Below are 19970 nucleotides of genomic sequence, written 5' to 3' on the forward strand. Positions count from 1 at the left end.
TCCAACCGGCCAGGACGACCTACACGCCAACCCGGTGATCGTTTCCGGTCACAGCACTAGCGGGTGAGACCGGAGCCGAGATCGCGGACGGTCCGGGCAAGCGCGCGGATGAGGTCGTTCTCGGTGTCTGACCGCCATACCAGCGCGTACGGCAGGGGCGCCACGTCGCGGACCGGCAGGTAGACGATGTCCTGCCGTGCCCAGTACCGCGTCATGTGGCTGGGGAAGAGCGCCACGGCCTCGCCCATGCCGGTCCGGGTGAGGATCTCGGCGGTGTTGCGCACAAGCGGGCCGCGCTCGATGACGCGGCCCTTACGGGTGTGCGACGGTACATAGCTTTCGAACCAGTAGTCCGGTCTGGTTTCGATGTCGACATGCTGAAAGTCGCCCACCGTTTCCAGCGAGACGGACGTGCGCTCGGCCAGCTCGTGCCCGGCGGCGACGGCCAGCACCCGCGACTCGGCGAAGAGAATCGGGCCGACGGTGAAGTCGGGCTCCTCGACGGGCAGCCACGCGACCAGGACGTCGATCTCACCGCGGCGCAGATCGCCGAACAGGTCGGCGAAGGCGGGATGGCTGATGCGCAGGTCCCAGGCGGGGTGGCGGGAGCGGAAGGTGTCCCAGTAGGGGCGCAGGTCGTGGACGTTGATCGGCAGCATGCCGATGTGGAGCACGGCGGTGACGCCCCGGGCGGCCAGGCGGGCGCGTTCGAGGCTGTCGCGCAGACCGGCGTAGACGGGCCGCAGGTCGTCGCGGAGCTGGTGGCCGAGCGGGGTGAGCCGCACCCGGCGGCTGGTGCGGTCGAACAGTGGAGCACCGATGCGGCGCTCCTGCGCTTTGATCGCCTGGCTGACCCGGGCCTGGGAGACGTGCAGCCGGGCAGCGGTCCGGCCGAAGTGGAGTTCCTCGGCGAGCACCAGAAAGATCTCGATGTCCCGCAACTCCATTTGCGTCCCTTTCCTCCGATAACCCGCATGTTATCGATCGGCCCACGAAGCCGGCGTTGATCCAGGTGGCGGGGCAGGGCAGCCTGGATCCGTCCGCCCCGGCCGGATCCATGCGCCCATGCCGACGCCGGGCCATTCGCTCATCGACTGTAGGAGTTTCCACATATGTCCATCCCCGCCACCGCCCGCCGCACCTGGTTCATCACCGGGGCCAGCCGCGGTCTTGGCCGTGCGTTCGCCCTCGCCGCGCTGGAGCGCGGAGACCGGGTGGCCGCCGCTGCCCGTACCATCACGCGGCAGGACTTCGACGACCGGTACGGTGATCGGCTGCTCGCCCTGCCCCTGGACGTGACTGCCCGCGACGGCGTCTTCGCCGCCGTGGACACCGCCATCGAGCACTTCGGCCGACTCGACATCGTGGTGAACAACGCCGGGACCATGTCCTCGGGCATGGTCGAGGAGTTCGGTGAAGCCGAGGCACGCGCTCAGCTGGAGGTCAATCTCTTCGGGGCGATGTGGGTCTGCCAGGCCGTCCTGCCGCACCTGCGCGCCCAGCGGTCCGGCCACATCGTGCAGATCTCCAGCATCGCCGCGCTCGGCGGCTTCCCCAGCACCGGCATGTACAGCGCGAGCAAGTTCGCACTGGAGGGCATGAGCGAGGCCCTGGCGATGGAGGCCGCGAGCTTCGGCGTCAAGCTCAGCATCGTCCAGCCCGGCGGCTACTGGACCGACCTCTACACCAGCATGACCAGGACCACTCCCAAGGAGGAGTACGCCCCCTTGCGCACCGAACTGGAGAAGCAGTGGGCCGAGGGCTCGATCGACAGCGAGCCTCGCCTGGCCGCCGAGGCGCTGCTCAAGCTGGTCGACAGCGACGACCCGCCGCTGCGGCTGCTGCTCGGCAGCATGGTCTACGACCTGGCCTTCGACATCTCCCGCCGGCGGATGGAGACCTGGGCCGCCTGGGAGCAGGTCAGCCGTGCCGCCGAAAAGGCCGTACCCGCCCCCGGGAGCGCCGGTTGACGAACCGGCCCGGAACTGCTCACCGACGAGCAGCCGCTACGCCGGATAGGAGCGCTGCTCTCCGGCGGCGACATCCGCTACCCGATGCCCGGCTCCCACGGGCGCCCGTTGGCCGGCGCCTTCGCCCCCGACCTCATCCTGCACACCGGCCAGGGCATCACCAGCGTCGCCGAGCTCATGCACACCGCCCGGCCCGTCCCGCTCGACCTGGCCGACCGCCCGGACCTCCGGGAGACCGTCCGGAACTGGCACCATCGCGTCGACATCCTGACCGCCAAGACCGACCTCCGGCCCGCCGACGCGCTGCTGATCCGCCCGGACGGCCACGTCGTCTGGGCCGCTGGCCTCGACGAGTCCGCGGGCAGCGCCACACCCCCGCTGCGTGAAGCACTCTCCGTGTGGTTCGGAACGCCGAACATCTGACAGAGACATCTGAGAGATGTCTGGAGGACGGCTCAGCCGAGCCCGGCGAGCGCGGCGAGCTCGCCGCGGGAGACGACGCCCAGCTTGGGACAGGCCTTGTAGAGGTGGTAGCCGACGGTGCGGGGGCTGAGGAAGAGCTGGACGGCGATGTCCTCGTTGGACAGTCCTCGTGACGCCAGCTGGACGATCTGCCGCTCCTGCGGGGTCAGGCCGGTCGGCCTGCCGGGCGTGGGCGCGCCGGACACCGGCGTGCCCGCGGCGTGCAGCTCGGCCTGGGCGCGGCCGGGGTCCGCGGCACCTCGGCGGTGAGCCGGCGGTGGCGCTCCTCGTCTCCCTCGACGGCGGCCAGGAAAGCGAGCAGGGCCCTGTTCGGGGTGGCCCAATCGCAGCGAATGCCCATTATGAGCGCTCTGTCTACCTTTCCCTGTTCATGGAGAACGTCAACGAGCTCATCGCCCGCTACATCGACGCCTGGAACGAGACCGACGCCGACAGGACCGGCAAGCCGCACGGCCTGCTGCGCCCTACCTCCCGAACCGTCATCACCGGACGGACAACGGAGAGGAATCATGGCATCGGACGGGCTCCGCCCGGATGAGCGCGTCGCGCTCGCGCGGGAACTACGCGATCACCCGGGCGGACCTCACTTCCAGAATCTGATCTCCGGGAAGGTCGTGGAGGGCCCGTCCAGCAGCGGCTGCTCACGCTCACGCAGGTGCCGGTCCATGAAGGCGACCACGTAGGCCCGGGTGACCTCCAGTTCCCGGGCCGACCGCTTGGTCAGCAGCGGGTAGTCGGTGAAGGAGGCGTGGTCGCCGCCCTCCACCGTGAGCCAGCGCTTCCAGCCCGTCATGCCCGCCCAGTCGCGGCCCCAGGTGAAGTCCTCACCACCCGGCTCGTGCAGTCTGCCCGCGCCCATCAGCATGAACGGCCGCCCCAACCCTTCGCCGGGGACCGGCACGAAGAAGGTGCCGTCCATGTTGATCCCGGCGCGCACGCGCGCGTCCTCCAGCATCGTCCACGGCGTGCTCGAACCACCCAGCGAGTGCCCGGCCATGCCGATACGCGAACGGTCGACGAGCCTGGCGCCCTTCCACACCGAGCGCCGCCCGAGCAGCCGGTCGAGCACGAACGACACATCCGCCTGCCGCGACCTGACCGCCTTGTCGCCGAACGCCCAGGGGTCGGCCTCCTGCTCCGCGCAGGCCGCGCAACCGGCCAGCCGGTCGCCGGGCAGGCTCGTGCCGTACGACTCGTGCACGTGGTCGATGCCGACGACCACGTAGCCCCGGCTGGCCAGTTCCTCCGCCAGGCCGGTCAGCGACGAGCGCGACATCGTGAACCCGGGCGAGAGCACCACCAGCGGCAGCGTGCCCCTGCGCCCGGCCGGGCGGACCCCGGTGACGGCGTTGGTCCTGGCGCCGCTGACCGCCTCGGCCGGGACGCCGGTGACCTTCTGCCCCTCCAGCAGGGCCGCGGCCTCCTTCCTCGTCATGTACGGCGCGCGCCGGCCGGACCCCTTCTCGGCGGGGTACCACAGCGAGACCATGAGCTCCCTGGCCTTCTGGGCGGGTACCCAGGGGTCGGGGCGGCTGCGGTCGACCAGGTGCAGGCTGACCGTCCCCACCGGCCGGGATCCGGTCGGCGCGGGCAGCACCAGGCTCTCGCCCGGGACGGTCTCGGCCCGAGCCGGGCCCGTGGCCCGGGCCGCTGTCGGATCCGTGACCTGGGCCGCGTGCGGGGAAGGGCTCACGGCGCGAGCCGCCTGCGGGGAGGCGCCCGCCGCCTGGACAGGCACGACGGCGAGGAGGGCGAGCATTCCCGCCGTGACGGCGCCGGCGATCCCGGCACCGCGCATGATCTTGATTTCCATGCCGCCCATGCTCCCGACTCCGCCGGGCACTCCTCTTCGGTCGAACGTCCAGCTTCACCTGCGACTCCCGGATGGCCCGCGTCCACCTGGAATCGCACCGGCACGAGCGTGACGCCGGTCCGGGAGCCGCCCGCACCGGCGACCCCGTCCCGAGGCGCCGGAGTTCCGCGGAGCCCGCCCGGCGACCGGCGCCGGCCCGCGCTCCGAGCCTGAAAGTTACACACCTTTCCCGATAACGCCGCAGGTGACGTGATCGAGGCGACCGTCCGCCTTCCCGGCCGCACCACCCGCCCCTACGATCTGCGCAGCCGACGACGGGAGCAGACGATGCAGCGGATCAGCGCTTTTCTCGCGGTGATGCTGGCGTTGGTCGCGGGAGCGGTGGTCCTGACCGCCGCGCCGGCCAGCGCCGCCACCGTCAGGATCATGCCTCTGGGTGATTCGATCACCGGATCCCCGGGCTGCTGGCGCGCCCTGCTGTGGAACAAGCTGCGGAACGCCGGCCACACCGACATCGACTTCGTCGGCACCCTGCCCGCACAGGGCTGCGGGGTGGCCCACGACGGCGACAACGAGGGCCACGGCGGCTTCCTGGTCACCAACGTGGCCAACCAGAACCTGCTGCCCGCCTGGCTGGCGGCCGGCAGGCCCGACGTCGTGATGATGCACTTCGGCACCAACGACGTGTGGAGCAACATCCCGCCCGCGACGATCCTGGGGGCGTACACCACGCTGGTGAACCAGATGCGGGCGAGCAACCCCGCCATGAAGATCCTGGTCGCCAAGATCATCCCATTGAACCCGCCCACCTGCGCCGAGTGCGGGCAGCGGGCGGTGAACCTCAACAACGCGATCCCGGCCTGGGCCTCGGCCGTCTCCACCCGGCAGTCACCGGTCGTCGTCGTCGACCAGTGGACGGGCTTCACCACCGCCACCGACACCTACGACGGGGTGCACCCGAACGACGCGGGCAACCAGAAGATCTCCGACCGCTGGTACCCGGCGCTGGCGGACCTCCTGTCCGGCGGCACCCCGACCCCCACGGTGACCCCCACGGTCACCCCCACGGTCACCCCCACCGTGACTCCCACGGTGACCCCCACGGTCACGCCGTCCGACGGCTGCGCGGCGACGTTCAGGAACATCGGCCAGTGGCAGGGCGGCTTCCAGGGCGAGGTCACGGTCAAGAACACCGGGACCACCGCGACGAGCGCCTGGACGGTCCGGTGGACCTTCGCCGACGGCCAGAAGATCAGCCAGATGTGGAACGGCACGCTCAGCGCGAGCGGCGCGGCCGTGAACGTGCGCAACGTCGGCTGGAACGGCGCCCTGGCCCCCGGCGCGTCGGCCGCCTTCGGCTTCCTGGCCTCCTGGAACGGCGTCAACAGCCCGCCCGTTCCCACCTGTTCACCCGCCTAGCGGACACGACGACGGCTTCACCCGCGTCGCGGACATGACGGCCGTCGTCCCGCGCACGTCCGTCATGCGGAGGGGTGACCGCCGCGAGCGCGGGCCGGATCTCAGGAGCCCGTCCCGCGCGAGCCGTAGGCCGGGCCGAACACGACCAGCAGCGCCAGATCCTCGGTGACGTCCACGAAGCGGTGCTCCTCACCCGCCGGGACGAAGATCACCGCGCCGGGGCCGACCTCGGCCTCGCCGCCCGGCGTCACGATCCGGGCCCGGCCCGCGGTCACCACGTAGATCTCGTCCTCGGTGTGCGGGCTCTGGTCGTCGACACCTCCCACCGGGATGCAGTACGTCCCGACGGACAGGTCCGGCACCCTGAGGTGCTCGACCCAGTCGTTGGCGGCTCCGGCGGCCGGCTGCGCCCACTCTCCCGCACCCTTGACGATCTCCATGGCGGCTACCCTACTGACAGTCCGCCCGGGGCTCACCGTCAGGCGGGCGGAGGCTCGACGGCGGTGTTCTGACCGGCCACGATCTTCCAGCCGTCCTCCCGCCTGGCGATCACATAGAGCGCCGCGCCGTGGACCCCCTCGACGGGGTCGCCCGAGCTGTCGGTGGGGGTCTGCGCCACGTTCACCGCGACCGTGTCGGGTGCGATCTCCAGCAGCTTGACGACGTCGTAACGGGCGTAGGAGTCGCGCAGGAACCCCTTCAGCGCCGGAGCGCTGGACTCGGCGATCGCCGTACGGCTGTCCAGGCGCGTGCCCATGGCGTTCGACCAGGACGTCCGGCGGGCGAACTGCTCGCTCAGCCCGACGGGGTCCTTGGCGTTGAACGCCTTCTCCAGCGCCTTCACCACGCCGGTCACCGCCGCCTGCGTCTCCGCCGAAATGTCTCCCACCACGAGGATGCCGTCCGTCATGACCGTGCCTTTCGAAGTACTGAGCCCATCCAGGGCGACGGTGATCGCCGTCATGCACCACCCAACAGCCTCAACTTTGGTTGAGGTCAACCCGGGAGCTCAGCCGGGGGAGGCGGGGGAACGTGCCGGGACGGGAACCGGGGAGAACCCGTCCGGACCGGCCGCGAGGGCCCGCGCTGTCGGCGTGCCATTGTCCGGCGTGTAGCCCGCGACGGGGCCCTCGTAGAGGATCGTCCCGCCGTGCTTGCCGGGGCCCGGCCCCAGGTCGATCAGCCAGTCGGCGTGCCGTACGACATCCAGGTTGTGCTCGATCACCACGACGGTGTGCCCCTGCCCGACGAGCGTGTCCAGCACGTGGAGGAGGGTGTCGATGTCGCGCGGGTGCAGGCCCGTCGTGGGTTCGTCGAGCAGGTACACGGTGGGCCGGTCGGTGTCGCGCAGCTCCTTGGCGATCTTCAATCGCTGGCACTCGCCGCCCGAGAGCGTGGTGAGCGACTGGCCCAGCCGGAGGTAGCCGAGGCCGACCTCCGACAGGTGCCGGAGAGCCCCGGCGATGCCCTTGTCGGGCAGCCGGTGCACGGCCTGGTCGATGGAGAGGGCGTCGACGTCGGCGATGGACAGGCCGTCGACGGTGTAGGCGAGCACCTCGGGAGTGAAGCGCCGTCCCTGGCACGCTTCGCAGACGACCTCCTGGCCGTCCATGAAGGCCAGGTCGGTGTAGATGATCCCGAGGCCGTCGCACCCCGGGCAGGCTCCTTCCGAGTTCGCGCTGAACAGGGCGGCGGAGACGCCGTTGTGCCGGGCGAACAGCTTGCGGATGACCGGCGCGATGCCGGTGTAGGTGACGGGGGTGGACCGGCGGTTGGTGCTGACCGGTCTCTGGTCGACGACGGTGACGTCGTGCTGCTCGACCAGTTCGGCGGCGAGGCTGGACTTCCCGGAGCCCGCGACGCCGGTGAGGACGGTCATCACACCGGCCGGGATGTCGACGGTGACGCGCCGCAGGTTGTTGCGGGTCGCCCCGGTGATCCTGATCGCCCCCTCGGCCGCGCGCGGAGTCCGGCCGCCGGACCGGCGCCGGGAGAGCGCGCGGCCGGTGTGCGTGTCGGCGCGCCGGAGCTCCTCGAAAGTGCCCTGGAAGACGAGCCGGCCTCCGTCGGCTCCGGCGCCGGGGCCGACCTCGACGATCTGGTCGGCGACCGCCATCACGGCGGGATCGTGCTCGACGGCGAGGACGCTGTTGCCGCTGTCGCGCAGCCGCCCGAGCAGTCTCGTCACGGACTCGACGTCGGTGGGATGGAGCCCGACCGTGGGCTCGTCGAACACGTAGATCATCTCGGTGAGGCTGGAGCCGAGGTGCTTCACGATTTTGACGCGCTGGGACTCGCCGCCCGACAGCGTCGTGGTCGCCCGGGACAGGGTGAGGTAGCCCAGCCCGATGGCGTCCATGGCGTCGAGCCTGGAGACCAGCGCGGCCGCGGCGGGGGCGACGTGCGGCCCGTCGACGCCCCGGATGAGCCCGGCGAGTTCGGTGATCTCCAGGCGGGACATCTCACCGATCGTGTGCCCCAGCACGGTGGCGGAGCGGGACCGCTCGTTGAGCCGGTCCCCGTCGCAGTCCGGGCAGACCTCGGAGCGGGTGAACCGGCGGATCGTCTCCTGCTTGCGCTCGGACACGTTGTCCGCGGTGTGCAGATAGATCCGCTCGAACCGCTCGACGACCCCCTCGTAGTCCTTGGGCGGTCTCCGCCCCAGCCGCGCCGCCGCCTCGCCGCCGTAGAGCAGCGCGTCCCGCTCGTCCTGGCTCCAGTCCCGCAACGGCGTGTCCGGGCTGAAGGCGCCGATGTCGGCGTACTGGGAGTACCAGTAGCCCCCGTTGCCGAAGCCCGGCAGGCGGATCGCTCCTTGCTGGAGTGACTTGTCCAGGTCGAGGAACCGGTCCACGGCGGAGGCGACGACCTCGCCGAGCCCCGAGCACGTCGGGCACATCCCGGCCGGGTCGTTGAACGAGAAGTGGTTCGACTCGCCCACATGGGGTTCGCTGAGCCGCGAGTACAGCAGCCGCAGGTAGGTCCAGGCATCGGTGATCGTGCCGACCGTGGAGCGCGCGTTGCCGCCGATGCGCCGCTGGTCGATCACCACCACCGGCGAGAGCCCGTCGATGTGCTCCACGTCGGGACGCGTCCACTTCGGGAGCCGGTTCCTGGCGAACGGCGGGAAGGTGTCGTTGAGCTGGTAGCCGGCCTCCGCCGCGATCGTGTCGAAGACCAGCGACGACTTGCCCGACCCCGACAGGCCGGCGAAGACGACGAGGCGGTTGCGTGGGATCTCCGCGTCCAGGGAGCGGAGGTTGTTCGTGCGGGCGCCCTTGATCGAGATGCTGCGCTTCACCATGCTTCCGACGATAGGACCAGATGTGGCCGGATTCTGACCGCGATTCCGTCCATGATGGGGTCATGGCGGATGTGACCGAACGCATGCTGGCCCTGCTGTCGACCCTGCAGACGGGCCGGCCGTTCAGCGGGGAGGAGCTGGCCTCCCGGCTGGCCGTGAGCCCGCGGACCGTGCGCCGTGACGTCGAACGGCTCCGGGGGTACGGGTATCCCGTCGAGACGCAGCCGGGTCCCGGCGGCTACTACCGGCTCGTGGCGGGCCGGACGATGCCTCCGCTCGTCCTCGACGACGACGAGGCGGTCGCGGCGTTGCTCGGTCTCGCCACTCTCGCCGCCGCGCGCTCCGACGAGGACGGGGCTCTCGACGACGCGGCCACCCGCGCCTACGGCAAACTCGACCAGTTCCTCCCGGCCCGGCTCCGTCCCCGCGCGGCCGCGCTGCGCGCCAGTCTGGAGACCGGCCAGCACCGTGCGCCCAGCGTGAACGCGGAGGTCCTGGCCGGCCTCGCCGAGGCGATCACCGGCCGGGAGGTCGTGTCGTTCGACTATTTGGACAAGCGCGGGAAGGCGAGCCGGCGGCGGGTGGAGCCGCACCGGCAGGTCCACCTGCATCTGCGCTGGTACCTGCTGGGCTGGGACCTGGACCGGAGCGACTGGCGGGTGTTCCGCACCGATCGCGTCGGCGGCCTCGTACGCACCGGTGCGCGCCACTCCTCCCGTGAGCTGCCGGCCGATACGGCCCTGTCGTACCTCCGCCAGGGCCTGAACGCGGACCGCCGTCGCGTCCGGCTCGCCGTACGGGCGGAGCCGCACGAGGTCGCCGACGCGTTGAAGTACCAGGACGCCCGGATCCAGCGCGTCGGCGATCAGGAGACCCGCGTCGACGTCTGGCTCGACTCCTGGGAGTGGCTCGTCATCAACATCGCCTTCCTGGACGCGGACTTCTCCATCGTCGAGCCCGCGGACTTCCGTACCGCCTGCGCCGCCTTCGCCCGCCGCCTGCTCGCCGCCAGCGGTCAGGACGGTTCCGAAACCGCCGATCCGCCGTAGGCGGAGGCCGCACGGTCGCGCCCTCCCACGACGCCGGCCGCCCAGAGCGCCACGCCGATGTAGAGGATCTGCTCGGGGACGCGCTGCCACAGCGGCGTCGCGGCCTCCCCCGCCAGGGTCACCCCGGCCAGCGCGGCGTGGATGTTGGCCGGGAGCATGAGCGCGAACAGCAGCGCCAGGCAGATCCCGGCCGCACGCCGGGTGGCCGGAAGCACGAGGCCCACCGCCCCGGCCAGCTCCAGGACACCGGTCAGATAGACCACGAGGACGGGGAACGGGACGAACGGCGGCACCATGGCCACCATGTCGGCGTGGTTCGGCATGAAGGTCACGCCCGGCGGGACGAAGTGGGCACTGGCCGTCATCAGGAGCATGACGGCCAGACCGTGCGCGGCGCTCCCCCGCCAGGTGGCGAAACGGGCCAGGCCGAACACCGCACCCAGCAGACGGAGACCCAGCGTGGCCACGACAAGAACGATCACGGTCATAGAACTCGCCCTCCTTCGGATAGTTATACTATCCAATATTGGATAATAGTGCTATCCAATTCGGCGGCCGGGCCGGACTTCCCGGGAAAAGCCCTACAGGGCCCGACCTCTGCGGAAGAGTGCCACCCTCGGATTCACACTCGCGGCGCTCGCAGTACTCGCAGTACTCGCGGCGCTCGCAGTACTCGCAGTGCTCGCGGTGCTCGCGGTGCTCATGGCGCTCATGGCGCTCATGGACCGAGCCCGATCGCGGGCAGGATCGCCTGGTCGACGATCGCCGCAAGATCCTCGTCGGTGGGCGGCGCTCCGGTGTCGATCAGGCGTTTGGTGACGAGAGCCTCGCCGATGTCGGCCACGACCGGGGTGAGCAGTTCGGCCGGGAAGCGACCCCGGTCGGCGTAGTGCCGCAGCACGGTACGGGTGAACGTGCCGCCTCGGTTGGCGAAGACCCGCTCGAACAGGGCCTCGGACATCAGTGCGGCACCCTTCGGGTCGGTGAGGATGGCCGCGACGGCACGACCCGCCGGACTGAGGGCCCACTCGACCATGAGGCGCAGGGCCCGGATGAGGTCCCCCCGCAGATCATCGGCTCCCGGGGCCGGCTCCTCGACCGGGTGCTGGTGGTAGAGCGCGTCGAGGAGCACCTCGATCGGGCCCGGCCAGCGGCGGTACAGGGTGGTACGGGGCGTCGCCGCGCGCCGGCCGATGCCGTCCATGGTCAGTCGCCCCACGCCGACCTCCACCACCTCTTCCAGTACGGCGTCGTGGATGGCCCTGATCAGCTCTTCACCGCGCCGCCGCGTCCGGGCGCCCTGATCGCTCATCACACCCCCTTGATTAGATACATGAACGTATCTTACTCTCGGAATTAGATACATTCCTGTATCTAATTCCGAGAGGACGGCCATGTCCATCGCCCCACCGGCTCCCGCACGCGGAGCCACCCCCGTCAACCGGCGCGCTCTCGCGCCCGACCTCGCGCGCGGGCTGATGCTGCTGCTCATCGCGGTGGCGCACGCGCACATGTACCTGTCAGGCCACGCGACGGGCTTCCGCGGCTACACACTCGACGGCGGCGGCCTGGACCGGCTGGTCGCCGGGGTGCAGATCCTGCTGGTGGACGGGCGCGCGCTGCCCATGTTCGCCGCCCTGTTCGGCTACGGCCTGGTGCAGCTCGCCGACCGGCAGCTCGCCGGGGGCGGGAGCTGGCCGCAGGTACGCAAGGTACTGCGCCGCCGGAGCCTGTGGCTGCTGACGTTCGGGTTCTGCCACGCGCTGCTGCTGTTCTTCGGTGACATCCTCGGAGCGTACGGACTGATCGGGCTCGTGCTCGTCGGGTTCATCCGGCGCGAGGACAGGGCCGTGCTGCGGGCCGCCGTCATCGGGCTCGTGCTGCACGTCGTGGTGCTGTTCGGCTTCGGGCTGCTCACCGTCTCCGCTCCCAAGGGCGACACGCCCGCCGCCATGGCGGACCCGATCGAGGCGACCGTGATGCGGCTCATCGGATGGTCCGGGATGACGCCCACGTACTTCGCCGCCAGCGTGGTGCCGGCCTTCCTGTTCGGCGTCTGGGCGGCCCGGCGCCGTGTGCTGGAGGACCCCGCGCCACACCGACGCCTGCTCTCCCGGGTCTCCGTCACGGGCACCGCACTGGCCGTCACCGGCGGAGTGCCGCTGATGCTGATCGACACCCGGATCTGGGCGCCGTCGGACATGACGGCCGTGTCGGCATACACGCTGCACAGCGTGACGGGCATCGCCGGCGGACTGGCGTATGCGGCGATCATCGGACTCGTCGCCGGCCGGATGCGACGCGGCTCCCCCGGTGTGGCCGTCAAGGCCCTCGTCGCGTGCGGCCAGTGGTCGCTGACCTGTTATCTCCTCCAGTCAGTGGTCTTCGTCGCGGTGTTCGCGCCGTACGCCGGAGGGCTCGGCACCCGTGTCGGTGACGCCGCCGCCTCCGGAATCGCCGTGCTGACCTGGCTGGCCACCGTGGTGCTCGCCGCGCTGCTGGCACCCGGTGGACGGAGAGGGCCCGCCGAGACCGTGCTGCGGCGCCTCACCTACGGGCGCCGGTGACCCGCCGTACGGACAGCCGCAGCCGAGACCGACCACGGTTGACGGTTCGGCGGCGGGCCCGGGCTAGGTGAGCACGTCCTCGGGGCTGGCCGCGGGCGGGAACCCCGCGCTGGCCCCCCACATCTCCGCGAAACGGCCGTCATCGATGCGGAAGATCTCGAACAGCATGGGCTGCGCCTCACCGTCCGCGACCCCGATCCCCTCGACGGTCGAGCGGACGGCGGCCCTGTCGTCGTCAACCACGATGTCCTGGGCGATGACGCGGATGTCGGGAAACCGGGCGACGAGCGCACGCCAGGCGTTCTTGCCCTCCTCGAACCCGGTGGTGCCGAGCGGATGGCTGAAGAAGCCGGGGGTGTGCAGGTCGGCGGCCTGGTCGAACCGCCGGCTGTTGAAGCACTCCTGCATCCGCCGCACCAGGGCCCTGACATCGTCGCGGGTGGTCATCAGCGTGGTCTCCTCGCAGTTGACGGGTCGGACCGGGAAGTGACAGCGTCTTAACCGGTGCGCCGCCCCGGTTAAGACCAGAGTATACGGTGCGGCGCCCCGGTTATGCTGATACCGATATGTCTGACCAATCGCCTCAGTCAGCCCCGGCGAAGCCGACGACGGCCCACGGAAGCGACCGGGAACCGCGGGCCGACGCGCGCCGCAACCGTGAGCGGGTCCTGCGCACCGCGCAGCAGCTGTTCGCGACCGAGGGTCTCGGCATCTCACTCGACGAGATCGCCCGCCGCGCCGGCGTCGGCCCCGGCACCGTCCACCGCCACTTCCCCACCAAGGAAGCGCTGTATCTGGCCGTCGCGATCGACCAGCTCAGGCAACTGGTGGCGAAGGCGGAAGCACTCGCCGCAACCAGCGATCCCGCGGCCCTGTTCACGCTGCTGTCCGCGATGATGGCCAGCGGCGCCGAGAACGTGGCGGTGAAGAGCGCGCTGGTGGCCGCCGAGTTCGACATGCGCACCGCCGCCCCGGATGTCGCGGCGGATCTCACGCGCCATGTCACGGACCTGCTGGGTCGCGCGAACGCAGCCGGCGCCGTACGTCCCGACCTCGCCGTCGAGGAAGTGATGGCACTGGTCGCCGGCGCCTTCGCCGCGATCCGTCACGCCGATGCGGAGACCAGCCCCACGCGCGCCGCGCACATCGCCCAGCTCATCCTCGACGGGCTACGGCCCCAGCCCCAGCCCCGTTGAGCGGACCGGCCCGCAGAAGGACCGCTCCCGGTCGCCCGGGAGCGACCTCCGGCCCGGGCGGAGTGTCCACGAGCAGGACCAACCCAAGGATCACCCCGGGACACAGGAGGTCAGGGCTTTCTCTCACCCGGCTCGGACATCACAGCCCGCCCGCCCCGAGCACCGCGACCCGAGAAGATCAATTGTCTCCGGCCTGCCGGGAGTCCCAGGCGGCCAGCACCTGCTGCTCCTTCTCCATGGCGAGGCCGAATGGCGGGGTGCCGGGTGCGGCCTGGACCTCACCACCTGACCGCAACCACTCCCAGGTGTCCCGGACGGAGTCGGCGAACGGACGGGTACGCAGTCCTGCCGCCTTCGCCGAAGCGCCGGACACGGCCCAGAAACCACCCACGTCCGGCAGGTCCGGAATCCAGAGCGGAAGCTCCGTCCACGGCTGCACCCCTTGGGAGAGCAGGAACCCCTCGTCCATCCACACGGGGGTGGCGTCCGAGCCCGTTACCCGCACACAGGTGTCGACCAGCCGGCCCATCGTGGTGTTCGTCCCGTCCGGGACGACATTGTGGACGCCGCCCGCCGCCGCCTCGACCTGGTCCAGCACGAACACCGAGATGTCGCGCACGTCGATCAGCTGCAGGCCGCGGGCCGGGTCGCCTGGAGCGATAACCCGGCCGCCCTCGGCGATCCTGGTGAGCCACCACGGCAACTGACCCAGGTTGTCGTACGGTCCGACGATCGATCCCGCACGCGCGATCAGGGAGGCGCCGAGCCCGAAGACCTGTTCGACCGCCAGTTCGCAGCCGCGTTTGTGAACCCGCAACTTCCCCAGGTCGGCCGGGTCACCCTCCTGGTCCGCCGCGCCGGGCCAGGTCGCGGCCGACTCGTCCACCGGAGCGGTATCCCAGGTCCGGTAGACGGCTGTGGTCGAGACGAACGCGTAGAAGGGCGCCGACCCGGCCGTTGCCCGCGCGGTGCGCAGGACGTGCGCCGGCACCAGGCCGCCCGGGTCGATGACCGCGTCGAAGCGACGCCCGGCAAGCGGCCGGATGCCCTCGTCGGTGGACCGGTCGCCGCGGAGCGCCTCGACGCCGTCGACGTCCTTGCCGGTCAGCCCGCGGTTGAAGGTCGTGACCTCATGGCCTCGGCCGAGGGCGTCACTCACGAGCGTGCGCCCGACGAACGAGGTCCCGCCGATGACTAACAGTCTCATGTTCCCACCTATTGATTGCCTTTGACAACATGTGTTGTCGCCCGCATCATGGTGGTGTCGTAAACAGATGTTGTCAATGGAGTCGTCGTGCGAGACATGTCCGACGCACAACGCGTCAATGTGGCCAACGCCGTCGAGCGACTGGCATGGACGATGGTGCGGGAGATGCTGGAACTCGAACCGGACGCCGGGCCGCGCCCGGACCTGCCGGACGCGGATCTGCGGCAGATGTGGCTGGCCGCGCTGACCTCGTTGCTGGCGATCCGGGACAGCGCGGAGCAGCTGGCGGCGTCCGCCGCGCTGTCCGCGGCGCAGCGCGGCGCCGACTATCCCGCGATCGGTGACGCGGCCGGAATGACCAGGCAGGGCGCCCGGCGCAAGTGGCCGGGTCTCGCCGGGCTGAGTGACGAACGACAGCGCAAGCTGGCGTGGTGGAACCGTCGCAGGGACCAGTTCGTGCAGTGTGCCCGTGCCGTACTCGCGACGTCGGAGGAATGGCCACGCCTGGCTCTCCTGCGCGAACGGCTCGACGACATCGAGCATGCATCCCCAGCGGAGCGAATCGACGCGTTCGACATGGCGCTGATCGACGCGCACACGGTGGCGCTGGGCGCTCCCACGCCTGCCGAGGCCGCCGCGGCGCACGCGAGCGGGCTCCTCTCCGCACTGACCGCCGACGCGTATGCCGCCGCGAACAGCCGTTCGGCCCTGCTGAGCCGTGAGGACTCCGCCTGCGCGGCGGACGGCTGCCTCTCGGAGCCGGTCGTGGAACTGTGGCGTCCCGATCTCGGCCAGCGGCCCGTGCCGTCCTGTCGCGGACACGCCGTCGAGGCCCTCGGAGAGCCGGCCACCAGGATCGTGGCCGCCTACCAGCCAGACATCGCGCTCTCGGTGTTCGCCGAGGCACATGCCGAGGACTGAGCCGTGGACTGAGCCGAGGTCGGCCGGCGTGATCCGGTCATGACCGCAGGGAACGCCGCCTTGCAGCGTCGGCGGATCAGCCGAGCCGTCGGATCAGCAGAATCAGATCAGCAGAAGAGTCTTTCCCAGGGCGGTTCGCGACTCGATCGCGGCGTGCGCGTCCGCAGCGCGCTCCAAGGGGAAAGTCTGCCCGATGACCGGCCGGATCCGGCCCGCCGCCGCCTCCGACATCACCCGCTCGGCCCAGCCGCGCGTCTTCGGCCCGAAGCCGAAGAGCTGCTCGATCCCGATCACCTCGACTCCGCGCCGTCGCGCCTGGGAAAGATCGATGCGCGTGACCCGGCCGCTGGAGGCGCCGTGGACGGAGAAGCGGCCACCGGTCGCCGTCACCTCGAACGCGGCTCGGCCGATCGCTCCACCGACCCCGTCGAACACCACGTCAGGGCCCGCGCCACCGGTCGCCTCGCGTACCCGCTCCGCCCACTCCGGGTCCGAGTAGTCGACCGCGGCGTCCGCGCCCAGATCACGGACCATGTCCAGCTTCCGCGCACCGCGCGCGGCTCCCACGACCTTGGCGCCCGCCGCCCGAGCCAACTGCACCAGCAGCGTGCCGACACCTCCGCCTGCCGCCTCGACCAGCACCCACTCCCCGGGAAGAATGCGAGCTCCCTCGACCAGCCCCAGCGCGGTGCTGCCGTCGGTGTGCAGAGCGGTGGCCTCGGGCAGCCCCAACCCGTCCGGCACCGGGATCAGGTTCTCCACCGCGGCCACCGCGCGCTCGGCGAAGCCGCCGGTCTCCCCGACATCCGCGATGACACGCCGTCCGGACCAGTTCGGGTCCACGCCTTCCCCGACCGAGTCCACCCGGCCGGCCACCGTACCGCCCGGCACGTACGGCAGTGCGGGTCTGTCATGCCACTCGTCGGTACCGCGCCGGATCTGCGTCTCGACGAACGTGATGCCCGCGACGGATACGTCGACCACCACCTGTCCCGGTCCGGCGGCCGGGTCCGGTGCCTCACCCGGAACCAGCACCTCGGGACCTCCGAAACGCGTCGCCCGCACCACTCGCACGCCAGCCGCCCCCTGCACTCAGCTTGTCCGACACCGACGCAGAGCACTCTTCACCCTCAACCTGGGTCGAGGTCAATTGATCGTGCACTACGACGTACGGCCTCAGACCGCCCGCACCGGAAAGCCGGTACACCCATCCCAAGGGCGGCAGCCAGTGAGCGTGGGTCTCGTCGGCAGCCCGCACCACCACCCCGCGGGGCAGCTGCTCCATCGAGGCATCCGGAGCACCGGCGAAGACGACAGCAGGGCGCATACCGACCACGACCTCACCGGGGCGGAGAGACGGTCTGAGCAACCTCGGTCCAACCCCCCAACCCCCGGCGAGGCTCGTGGCAATGCCCGTCTGCCCCAGTGATCTCACGCCGTGTCGCGCGTAGGACTTCTGGATGCGTGCCTAGGCGCGTTCGGGCCAGATCGGGCCCTGGTCGGTCCAGGTGACACCCTTGTTGCGGCACAGGCAGAAGGGGTGGCCGATCGGGTCGGTGTAGATCCGCCAGCCGTAGCCGTCGGGGCCGATGAAGTCCTGCTGCAGCGTCGCGCCGAGGTCGAGGACGCGGCGCTGCTCGGACTCGATGTCGTCGACTTCGAAGTCGAGGTGGAACTGCTTGGGATGCTCACTGTCGGGCCACTGCGGAGCGCGGTAGTCGTCCACCCGGATGAACGCCAGCTCGACCTCGCCGAACTGGATGCCGGCCCAGTCCTCGTGGCTGCCTTCCTTGATCGGACGGCCCGTCACCTCCGAGTAGAAGGCCGCCAGCTTCATCGTGTCCGGGCAGTCGATGATGAAATCGGTGAGTCGCAGCATTTCGCGATCTTGCCACAAGATCTCTGATACATCTGATACAGACGCCTCAGCCCGGGTTCCCATCGTGCAGTGGAAGTCCTCCTGCCGCGCGGTCGTGAAGCGGTCGACGAACGAGGGGTCTGCTGATGGGCGGCGCGGGGCTGGAAGTGCCCATGCTCGATCGCCCAGTCGCAGACACCCGTGTCGGGGGACTCCGTGAGCATCCCCGCCAGCTTGCCGGCCTTGATCCATGGCTCTGCGCGTTCCCGCGTCCGGCACACGCCCGACGGCCACCGCGCACCCTCGCCCAGGAAGCCCCACACGGTCACGGGACTGCAATCGCTCACCGCCGGGACACTTCGCCACTGGACGGAGAGCTCTGCCTCTGATCACTGAATGCCGTCCGGTGCCGTCAGGTTTTGATCTCAACCATGGTCGAGGTTGCAGGATGGGTCACCAGGCCGTGCGCCCAGCAACCGATCATGAGGAGCATCATGTGAGTCCTGATCCCGGGTTCTATTCGATCATCGACTACACCGTCGACGGCTTCGACACGCAGCATGAGTTCGTGGAGGCCTTCACGGAGATCCAGGAGCGGTGGGCGCGTTCCCACCCCGGCTACCGCTCGGCCCGCTTCCATGTGAGCACCGACGGCACCCGCGTGTACGACATCGTGCACTGGGCCGGCGAAAGGGACTACCGCGACTTCGTGGAGACCTCGGACACCGAGGGGCGGATGGCCGCCATCCGTGCGGCCCTGGAGGGTCTGTCAGGGAGGGCCGAAGCGCGTATGAGCGGTGCGCCCGCCTACACCGTCGTTCGCGAGGCCGGTCCCGGACCGCAACGCCTCAGCTCCTGACCGCACCTACGTCTCACCCGGCGGGTCGTACCCGGCGGGCCAGGCGGAGACCCCGCTCATCCACGCCGTCGAGGTGAAGTGCCACCCTCGGCGGCGGCCGACCGAGGAAAGGACGTTCATGAAGGTCGAGATCTACGCCGACGTGCTGTGCCCATGGTGCTACATCGGCAAAAGACGCTTGGCGGCGGCGCTGGAGACGATCGCCGACCGTGACAGAGTGGAGCTCGTGTGGCGCAGCTACGAGCTCGCGCCCGGCGAAGGCCGGACTCCCGGACCGACGGCCGCCGAAGCCATGGCCGGGTGGTGGGGTGATCAGGCTGCAGCCCGTGTCGAGCGGATCCGATCGTTGGGCGCCGCCGAAGGACTGGAGCTCAACCTGCACCTGGCCCGCCCGGTGAACACCTTCGACGCGCACCGGTTGTGCCATCTGGCGGCCGATCACGGTCGGGGAGACCAGATGATGGAGCGTCTGCTGCGTGCCTATCACACCGAAGGGCTCAATGTGGCCGACCCGCAGGTTCTGCGGCGCCTGGGCGGTGAGACCGGTCTGGCGGATGACGAGGTGCGCGCCGTCCTCACCGGTGACGGCTACGCCGACGCCGTACGGGCAGACCGGCGCCGCGCGATCGAGTGCGGTGTCACCGGAGTCCCCTCCCTGGTGATCGACGGTGCCCGGCCGGTCCCCGGTGTCCAGTCCCCCGCAGCGCTGCGTGAGCTGCTGGAGCCCGGCCGAGCTCTTCCCTGACTGCGAACGCCGCTGCCGGACCTGGCTCGTCTCCAGCGACGTCCCCGTCAACGACGTCGCCAGCCGATCTCACGGCATGACCCAGTCGGCATCGATGGAGATTGCTTTCTCCGCGTGCCGCTGCCGTACGTGACCGTTGTGATGGCGGGTGAGCAGGCAGCCCAGGACTGTCCGAGCCACCTCACCGAGATCGTCCAGCATCTCAGGTGGTGGCGGCTCCCCGTAGATCCGGTACGGGATCCGCAATCGCTGCCCCCGCACCGACACGTCGAACCCGCCCACCAACGCGGAGCGGGCCGACATCAGCAGCCGAACGGCCTCCTCGACCTCGGTCCCCAGCTCCGAGGGAAACGCCTGCATCGTGCCACCGCTGCCTCGTCCACCCCGCCCCCAGATTGCCGATCCCCGTACGGGGTAGTCACTCAGTTGGTCACTCAGCAACGCAGAAGGCCGCTCCCGATCTCTCGGAAGCGGCCTCTGACCTGGGTGGAGACGAGGGGATTCGAACCCCTGCCCCCCGACCCCCGACCCCCGACCCCTCCGATGCGAACCCGGTGGGGCGTGCCGCTCTCGATTGCC

24 protein-coding genes are annotated in these 19970 nt (G+C 70.4%); 10 read left to right on the top strand and 14 right to left on the bottom strand.

Annotated features, from left to right (window positions below):
• Positions 1-56: 56 nt before the first annotated feature.
• A complete protein-coding gene (locus tag IEZ08_RS33590) occupies positions 57-947 on the bottom strand; it encodes a LysR family transcriptional regulator (RefSeq protein ID WP_189243773.1) in 891 nt (296 codons plus the stop codon).
• 165 nt (positions 948-1112) lie between these two features.
• Between IEZ08_RS33590 and IEZ08_RS33595 the strand changes: the two genes are divergently transcribed.
• Together IEZ08_RS33595 and IEZ08_RS33600 are read left to right on the top strand one after the other, a co-directional pair.
• Entirely contained in the window at positions 1113-1970 is an 858-nt protein-coding gene (locus IEZ08_RS33595) for an SDR family oxidoreductase (protein ID WP_068927349.1), read from the top strand.
• A gap of 84 nt (positions 1971-2054) precedes the next feature.
• Complete coding sequence (locus IEZ08_RS33600) at positions 2055-2393, top strand: aromatic-ring hydroxylase C-terminal domain-containing protein (protein WP_068927351.1); 339 nt, start codon at positions 2055-2057, stop codon at positions 2391-2393.
• Positions 2394-2425: 32 nt separating this feature from the next.
• Here IEZ08_RS33600 and IEZ08_RS33605 read toward each other — a convergent pair whose 3' ends face one another.
• Positions 2426-2638, bottom strand: coding sequence for a helix-turn-helix domain-containing protein (locus IEZ08_RS33605; RefSeq protein WP_068927353.1), 213 nt, complete (start codon positions 2636-2638; stop codon positions 2426-2428).
• 71 nt (positions 2639-2709) lie between these two features.
• Between IEZ08_RS33605 and IEZ08_RS33610 the strand changes: the two genes are divergently transcribed.
• Entirely contained in the window at positions 2710-2991 is a 282-nt protein-coding gene (locus IEZ08_RS33610; RefSeq protein WP_141704255.1) for a hypothetical protein, read from the top strand.
• Between the two features lie 45 nt (positions 2992-3036).
• Here the strand turns inward: IEZ08_RS33610 and IEZ08_RS33615 are convergent, their stop codons facing one another.
• Positions 3037-4266, bottom strand: a complete 1230-nt coding sequence (locus tag IEZ08_RS33615) for an alpha/beta hydrolase (RefSeq protein ID WP_229803807.1) — start codon at positions 4264-4266, stop codon at positions 3037-3039.
• 249 nt (positions 4267-4515) lie between these two features.
• Between IEZ08_RS33615 and IEZ08_RS33620 the strand changes: the two genes are divergently transcribed.
• On the top strand, positions 4516-5685 hold the full coding sequence (locus tag IEZ08_RS33620) for a cellulose binding domain-containing protein (protein ID WP_229803809.1): 1170 nt from the start codon (positions 4516-4518) through the stop codon (positions 5683-5685).
• Between the two features lie 101 nt (positions 5686-5786).
• Here the strand turns inward: IEZ08_RS33620 and IEZ08_RS33625 are convergent, their stop codons facing one another.
• From IEZ08_RS33625 to IEZ08_RS33635, 3 genes are all read right to left on the bottom strand, one after another.
• A complete protein-coding gene (locus tag IEZ08_RS33625; protein WP_068927355.1) occupies positions 5787-6125 on the bottom strand; it encodes a cupin domain-containing protein in 339 nt (112 codons plus the stop codon).
• A 38-nt stretch (positions 6126-6163) separates the two neighbouring features.
• Positions 6164-6595 carry an SgcJ/EcaC family oxidoreductase gene (locus tag IEZ08_RS33630; protein ID WP_068929206.1) on the bottom strand — a complete coding sequence of 144 codons (432 nt, stop codon included), beginning with the start codon at positions 6593-6595 and terminating at the stop codon, positions 6164-6166.
• A 99-nt stretch (positions 6596-6694) separates the two neighbouring features.
• Positions 6695-8989 (bottom strand): ATP-binding cassette domain-containing protein, encoded by a 2295-nt coding sequence (locus IEZ08_RS33635; protein WP_189243774.1) that lies wholly within the window; start codon positions 8987-8989, stop codon positions 6695-6697.
• Between the two features lie 62 nt (positions 8990-9051).
• On the opposite strand from IEZ08_RS33635, the gene IEZ08_RS33640 reads away from it, so the two are divergent.
• On the top strand, positions 9052-10038 hold the full coding sequence (locus tag IEZ08_RS33640; protein WP_068927359.1) for a helix-turn-helix transcriptional regulator: 987 nt from the start codon (positions 9052-9054) through the stop codon (positions 10036-10038).
• On the opposite strand, the gene IEZ08_RS33645 is transcribed toward IEZ08_RS33640, so the two are convergent.
• Together IEZ08_RS33645 and IEZ08_RS33650 are read right to left on the bottom strand one after the other, a co-directional pair.
• Positions 10005-10526 carry a DoxX family protein gene (locus IEZ08_RS33645; protein WP_229803811.1) on the bottom strand — a complete coding sequence of 174 codons (522 nt, stop codon included), beginning with the start codon at positions 10524-10526 and terminating at the stop codon, positions 10005-10007. The genes IEZ08_RS33640 and IEZ08_RS33645 overlap by 34 nt on opposite strands.
• A gap of 230 nt (positions 10527-10756) precedes the next feature.
• A complete protein-coding gene (locus IEZ08_RS33650; RefSeq protein ID WP_068927362.1) occupies positions 10757-11350 on the bottom strand; it encodes a TetR-like C-terminal domain-containing protein in 594 nt (197 codons plus the stop codon).
• An 82-nt stretch (positions 11351-11432) separates the two neighbouring features.
• Here IEZ08_RS33650 and IEZ08_RS33655 point away from each other — a divergent pair, with 82 nt between their 5' ends.
• Positions 11433-12605, top strand: a complete 1173-nt coding sequence (locus IEZ08_RS33655; RefSeq protein WP_189243775.1) for a DUF418 domain-containing protein — start codon at positions 11433-11435, stop codon at positions 12603-12605.
• Between the two features lie 63 nt (positions 12606-12668).
• On the opposite strand, the gene IEZ08_RS33660 is transcribed toward IEZ08_RS33655, so the two are convergent.
• Positions 12669-13052, bottom strand: coding sequence for an ester cyclase (locus IEZ08_RS33660; RefSeq protein WP_068927366.1), 384 nt, complete (start codon positions 13050-13052; stop codon positions 12669-12671).
• Positions 13053-13171: 119 nt separating this feature from the next.
• Here IEZ08_RS33660 and IEZ08_RS33665 point away from each other — a divergent pair, with 119 nt between their 5' ends.
• Complete coding sequence (locus IEZ08_RS33665) at positions 13172-13801, top strand: TetR/AcrR family transcriptional regulator (RefSeq protein ID WP_189243776.1); 630 nt, start codon at positions 13172-13174, stop codon at positions 13799-13801.
• Positions 13802-13979: 178 nt separating this feature from the next.
• On the opposite strand, the gene IEZ08_RS33670 is transcribed toward IEZ08_RS33665, so the two are convergent.
• Positions 13980-15008 (bottom strand): Rossmann-fold NAD(P)-binding domain-containing protein, encoded by a 1029-nt coding sequence (locus IEZ08_RS33670; RefSeq protein WP_189243777.1) that lies wholly within the window; start codon positions 15006-15008, stop codon positions 13980-13982.
• Between the two features lie 96 nt (positions 15009-15104).
• On the opposite strand from IEZ08_RS33670, the gene IEZ08_RS33675 reads away from it, so the two are divergent.
• Complete coding sequence (locus IEZ08_RS33675; RefSeq protein WP_189243778.1) at positions 15105-15929, top strand: hypothetical protein; 825 nt, start codon at positions 15105-15107, stop codon at positions 15927-15929.
• Positions 15930-16031: 102 nt separating this feature from the next.
• On the opposite strand, the gene IEZ08_RS33680 is transcribed toward IEZ08_RS33675, so the two are convergent.
• The 3 genes from IEZ08_RS33680 to IEZ08_RS40800 form a co-directional block, all read right to left on the bottom strand.
• The gene (locus tag IEZ08_RS33680; RefSeq protein WP_307815610.1) at positions 16032-16994 is read right to left on the bottom strand and encodes a zinc-binding dehydrogenase; all 963 of its coding nucleotides are present in this window, start codon (positions 16992-16994) and stop codon (positions 16032-16034) included.
• A 403-nt stretch (positions 16995-17397) separates the two neighbouring features.
• Positions 17398-17808, bottom strand: a complete 411-nt coding sequence (locus IEZ08_RS33685) for a VOC family protein (protein ID WP_068927376.1) — start codon at positions 17806-17808, stop codon at positions 17398-17400.
• Positions 17763-18134 carry a DUF7710 domain-containing protein gene (locus IEZ08_RS40800; RefSeq protein WP_444544060.1) on the bottom strand — a complete coding sequence of 124 codons (372 nt, stop codon included), beginning with the start codon at positions 18132-18134 and terminating at the stop codon, positions 17763-17765. The genes IEZ08_RS33685 and IEZ08_RS40800 overlap by 46 nt, the downstream gene beginning before the upstream one ends.
• A gap of 149 nt (positions 18135-18283) precedes the next feature.
• Here IEZ08_RS40800 and IEZ08_RS33690 point away from each other — a divergent pair, with 149 nt between their 5' ends.
• Together IEZ08_RS33690 and IEZ08_RS33695 are read left to right on the top strand one after the other, a co-directional pair.
• Positions 18284-18646 carry an antibiotic biosynthesis monooxygenase gene (locus tag IEZ08_RS33690; protein ID WP_189243780.1) on the top strand — a complete coding sequence of 121 codons (363 nt, stop codon included), beginning with the start codon at positions 18284-18286 and terminating at the stop codon, positions 18644-18646.
• Between the two features lie 118 nt (positions 18647-18764).
• Positions 18765-19391, top strand: coding sequence for a DsbA family oxidoreductase (locus IEZ08_RS33695; RefSeq protein WP_068927378.1), 627 nt, complete (start codon positions 18765-18767; stop codon positions 19389-19391).
• A gap of 69 nt (positions 19392-19460) precedes the next feature.
• On the opposite strand, the gene IEZ08_RS33700 is transcribed toward IEZ08_RS33695, so the two are convergent.
• The gene (locus tag IEZ08_RS33700) at positions 19461-19751 is read right to left on the bottom strand and encodes a hypothetical protein (RefSeq protein ID WP_189243781.1); all 291 of its coding nucleotides are present in this window, start codon (positions 19749-19751) and stop codon (positions 19461-19463) included.
• Between the last annotated feature and the right edge of the window lie 219 nt (positions 19752-19970).

The sequence above is a fragment of the Planobispora rosea genome, assembly GCF_014648175.1.
GTDB classification, from domain to species: domain Bacteria; phylum Actinomycetota; class Actinomycetes; order Streptosporangiales; family Streptosporangiaceae; genus Planobispora; species Planobispora rosea.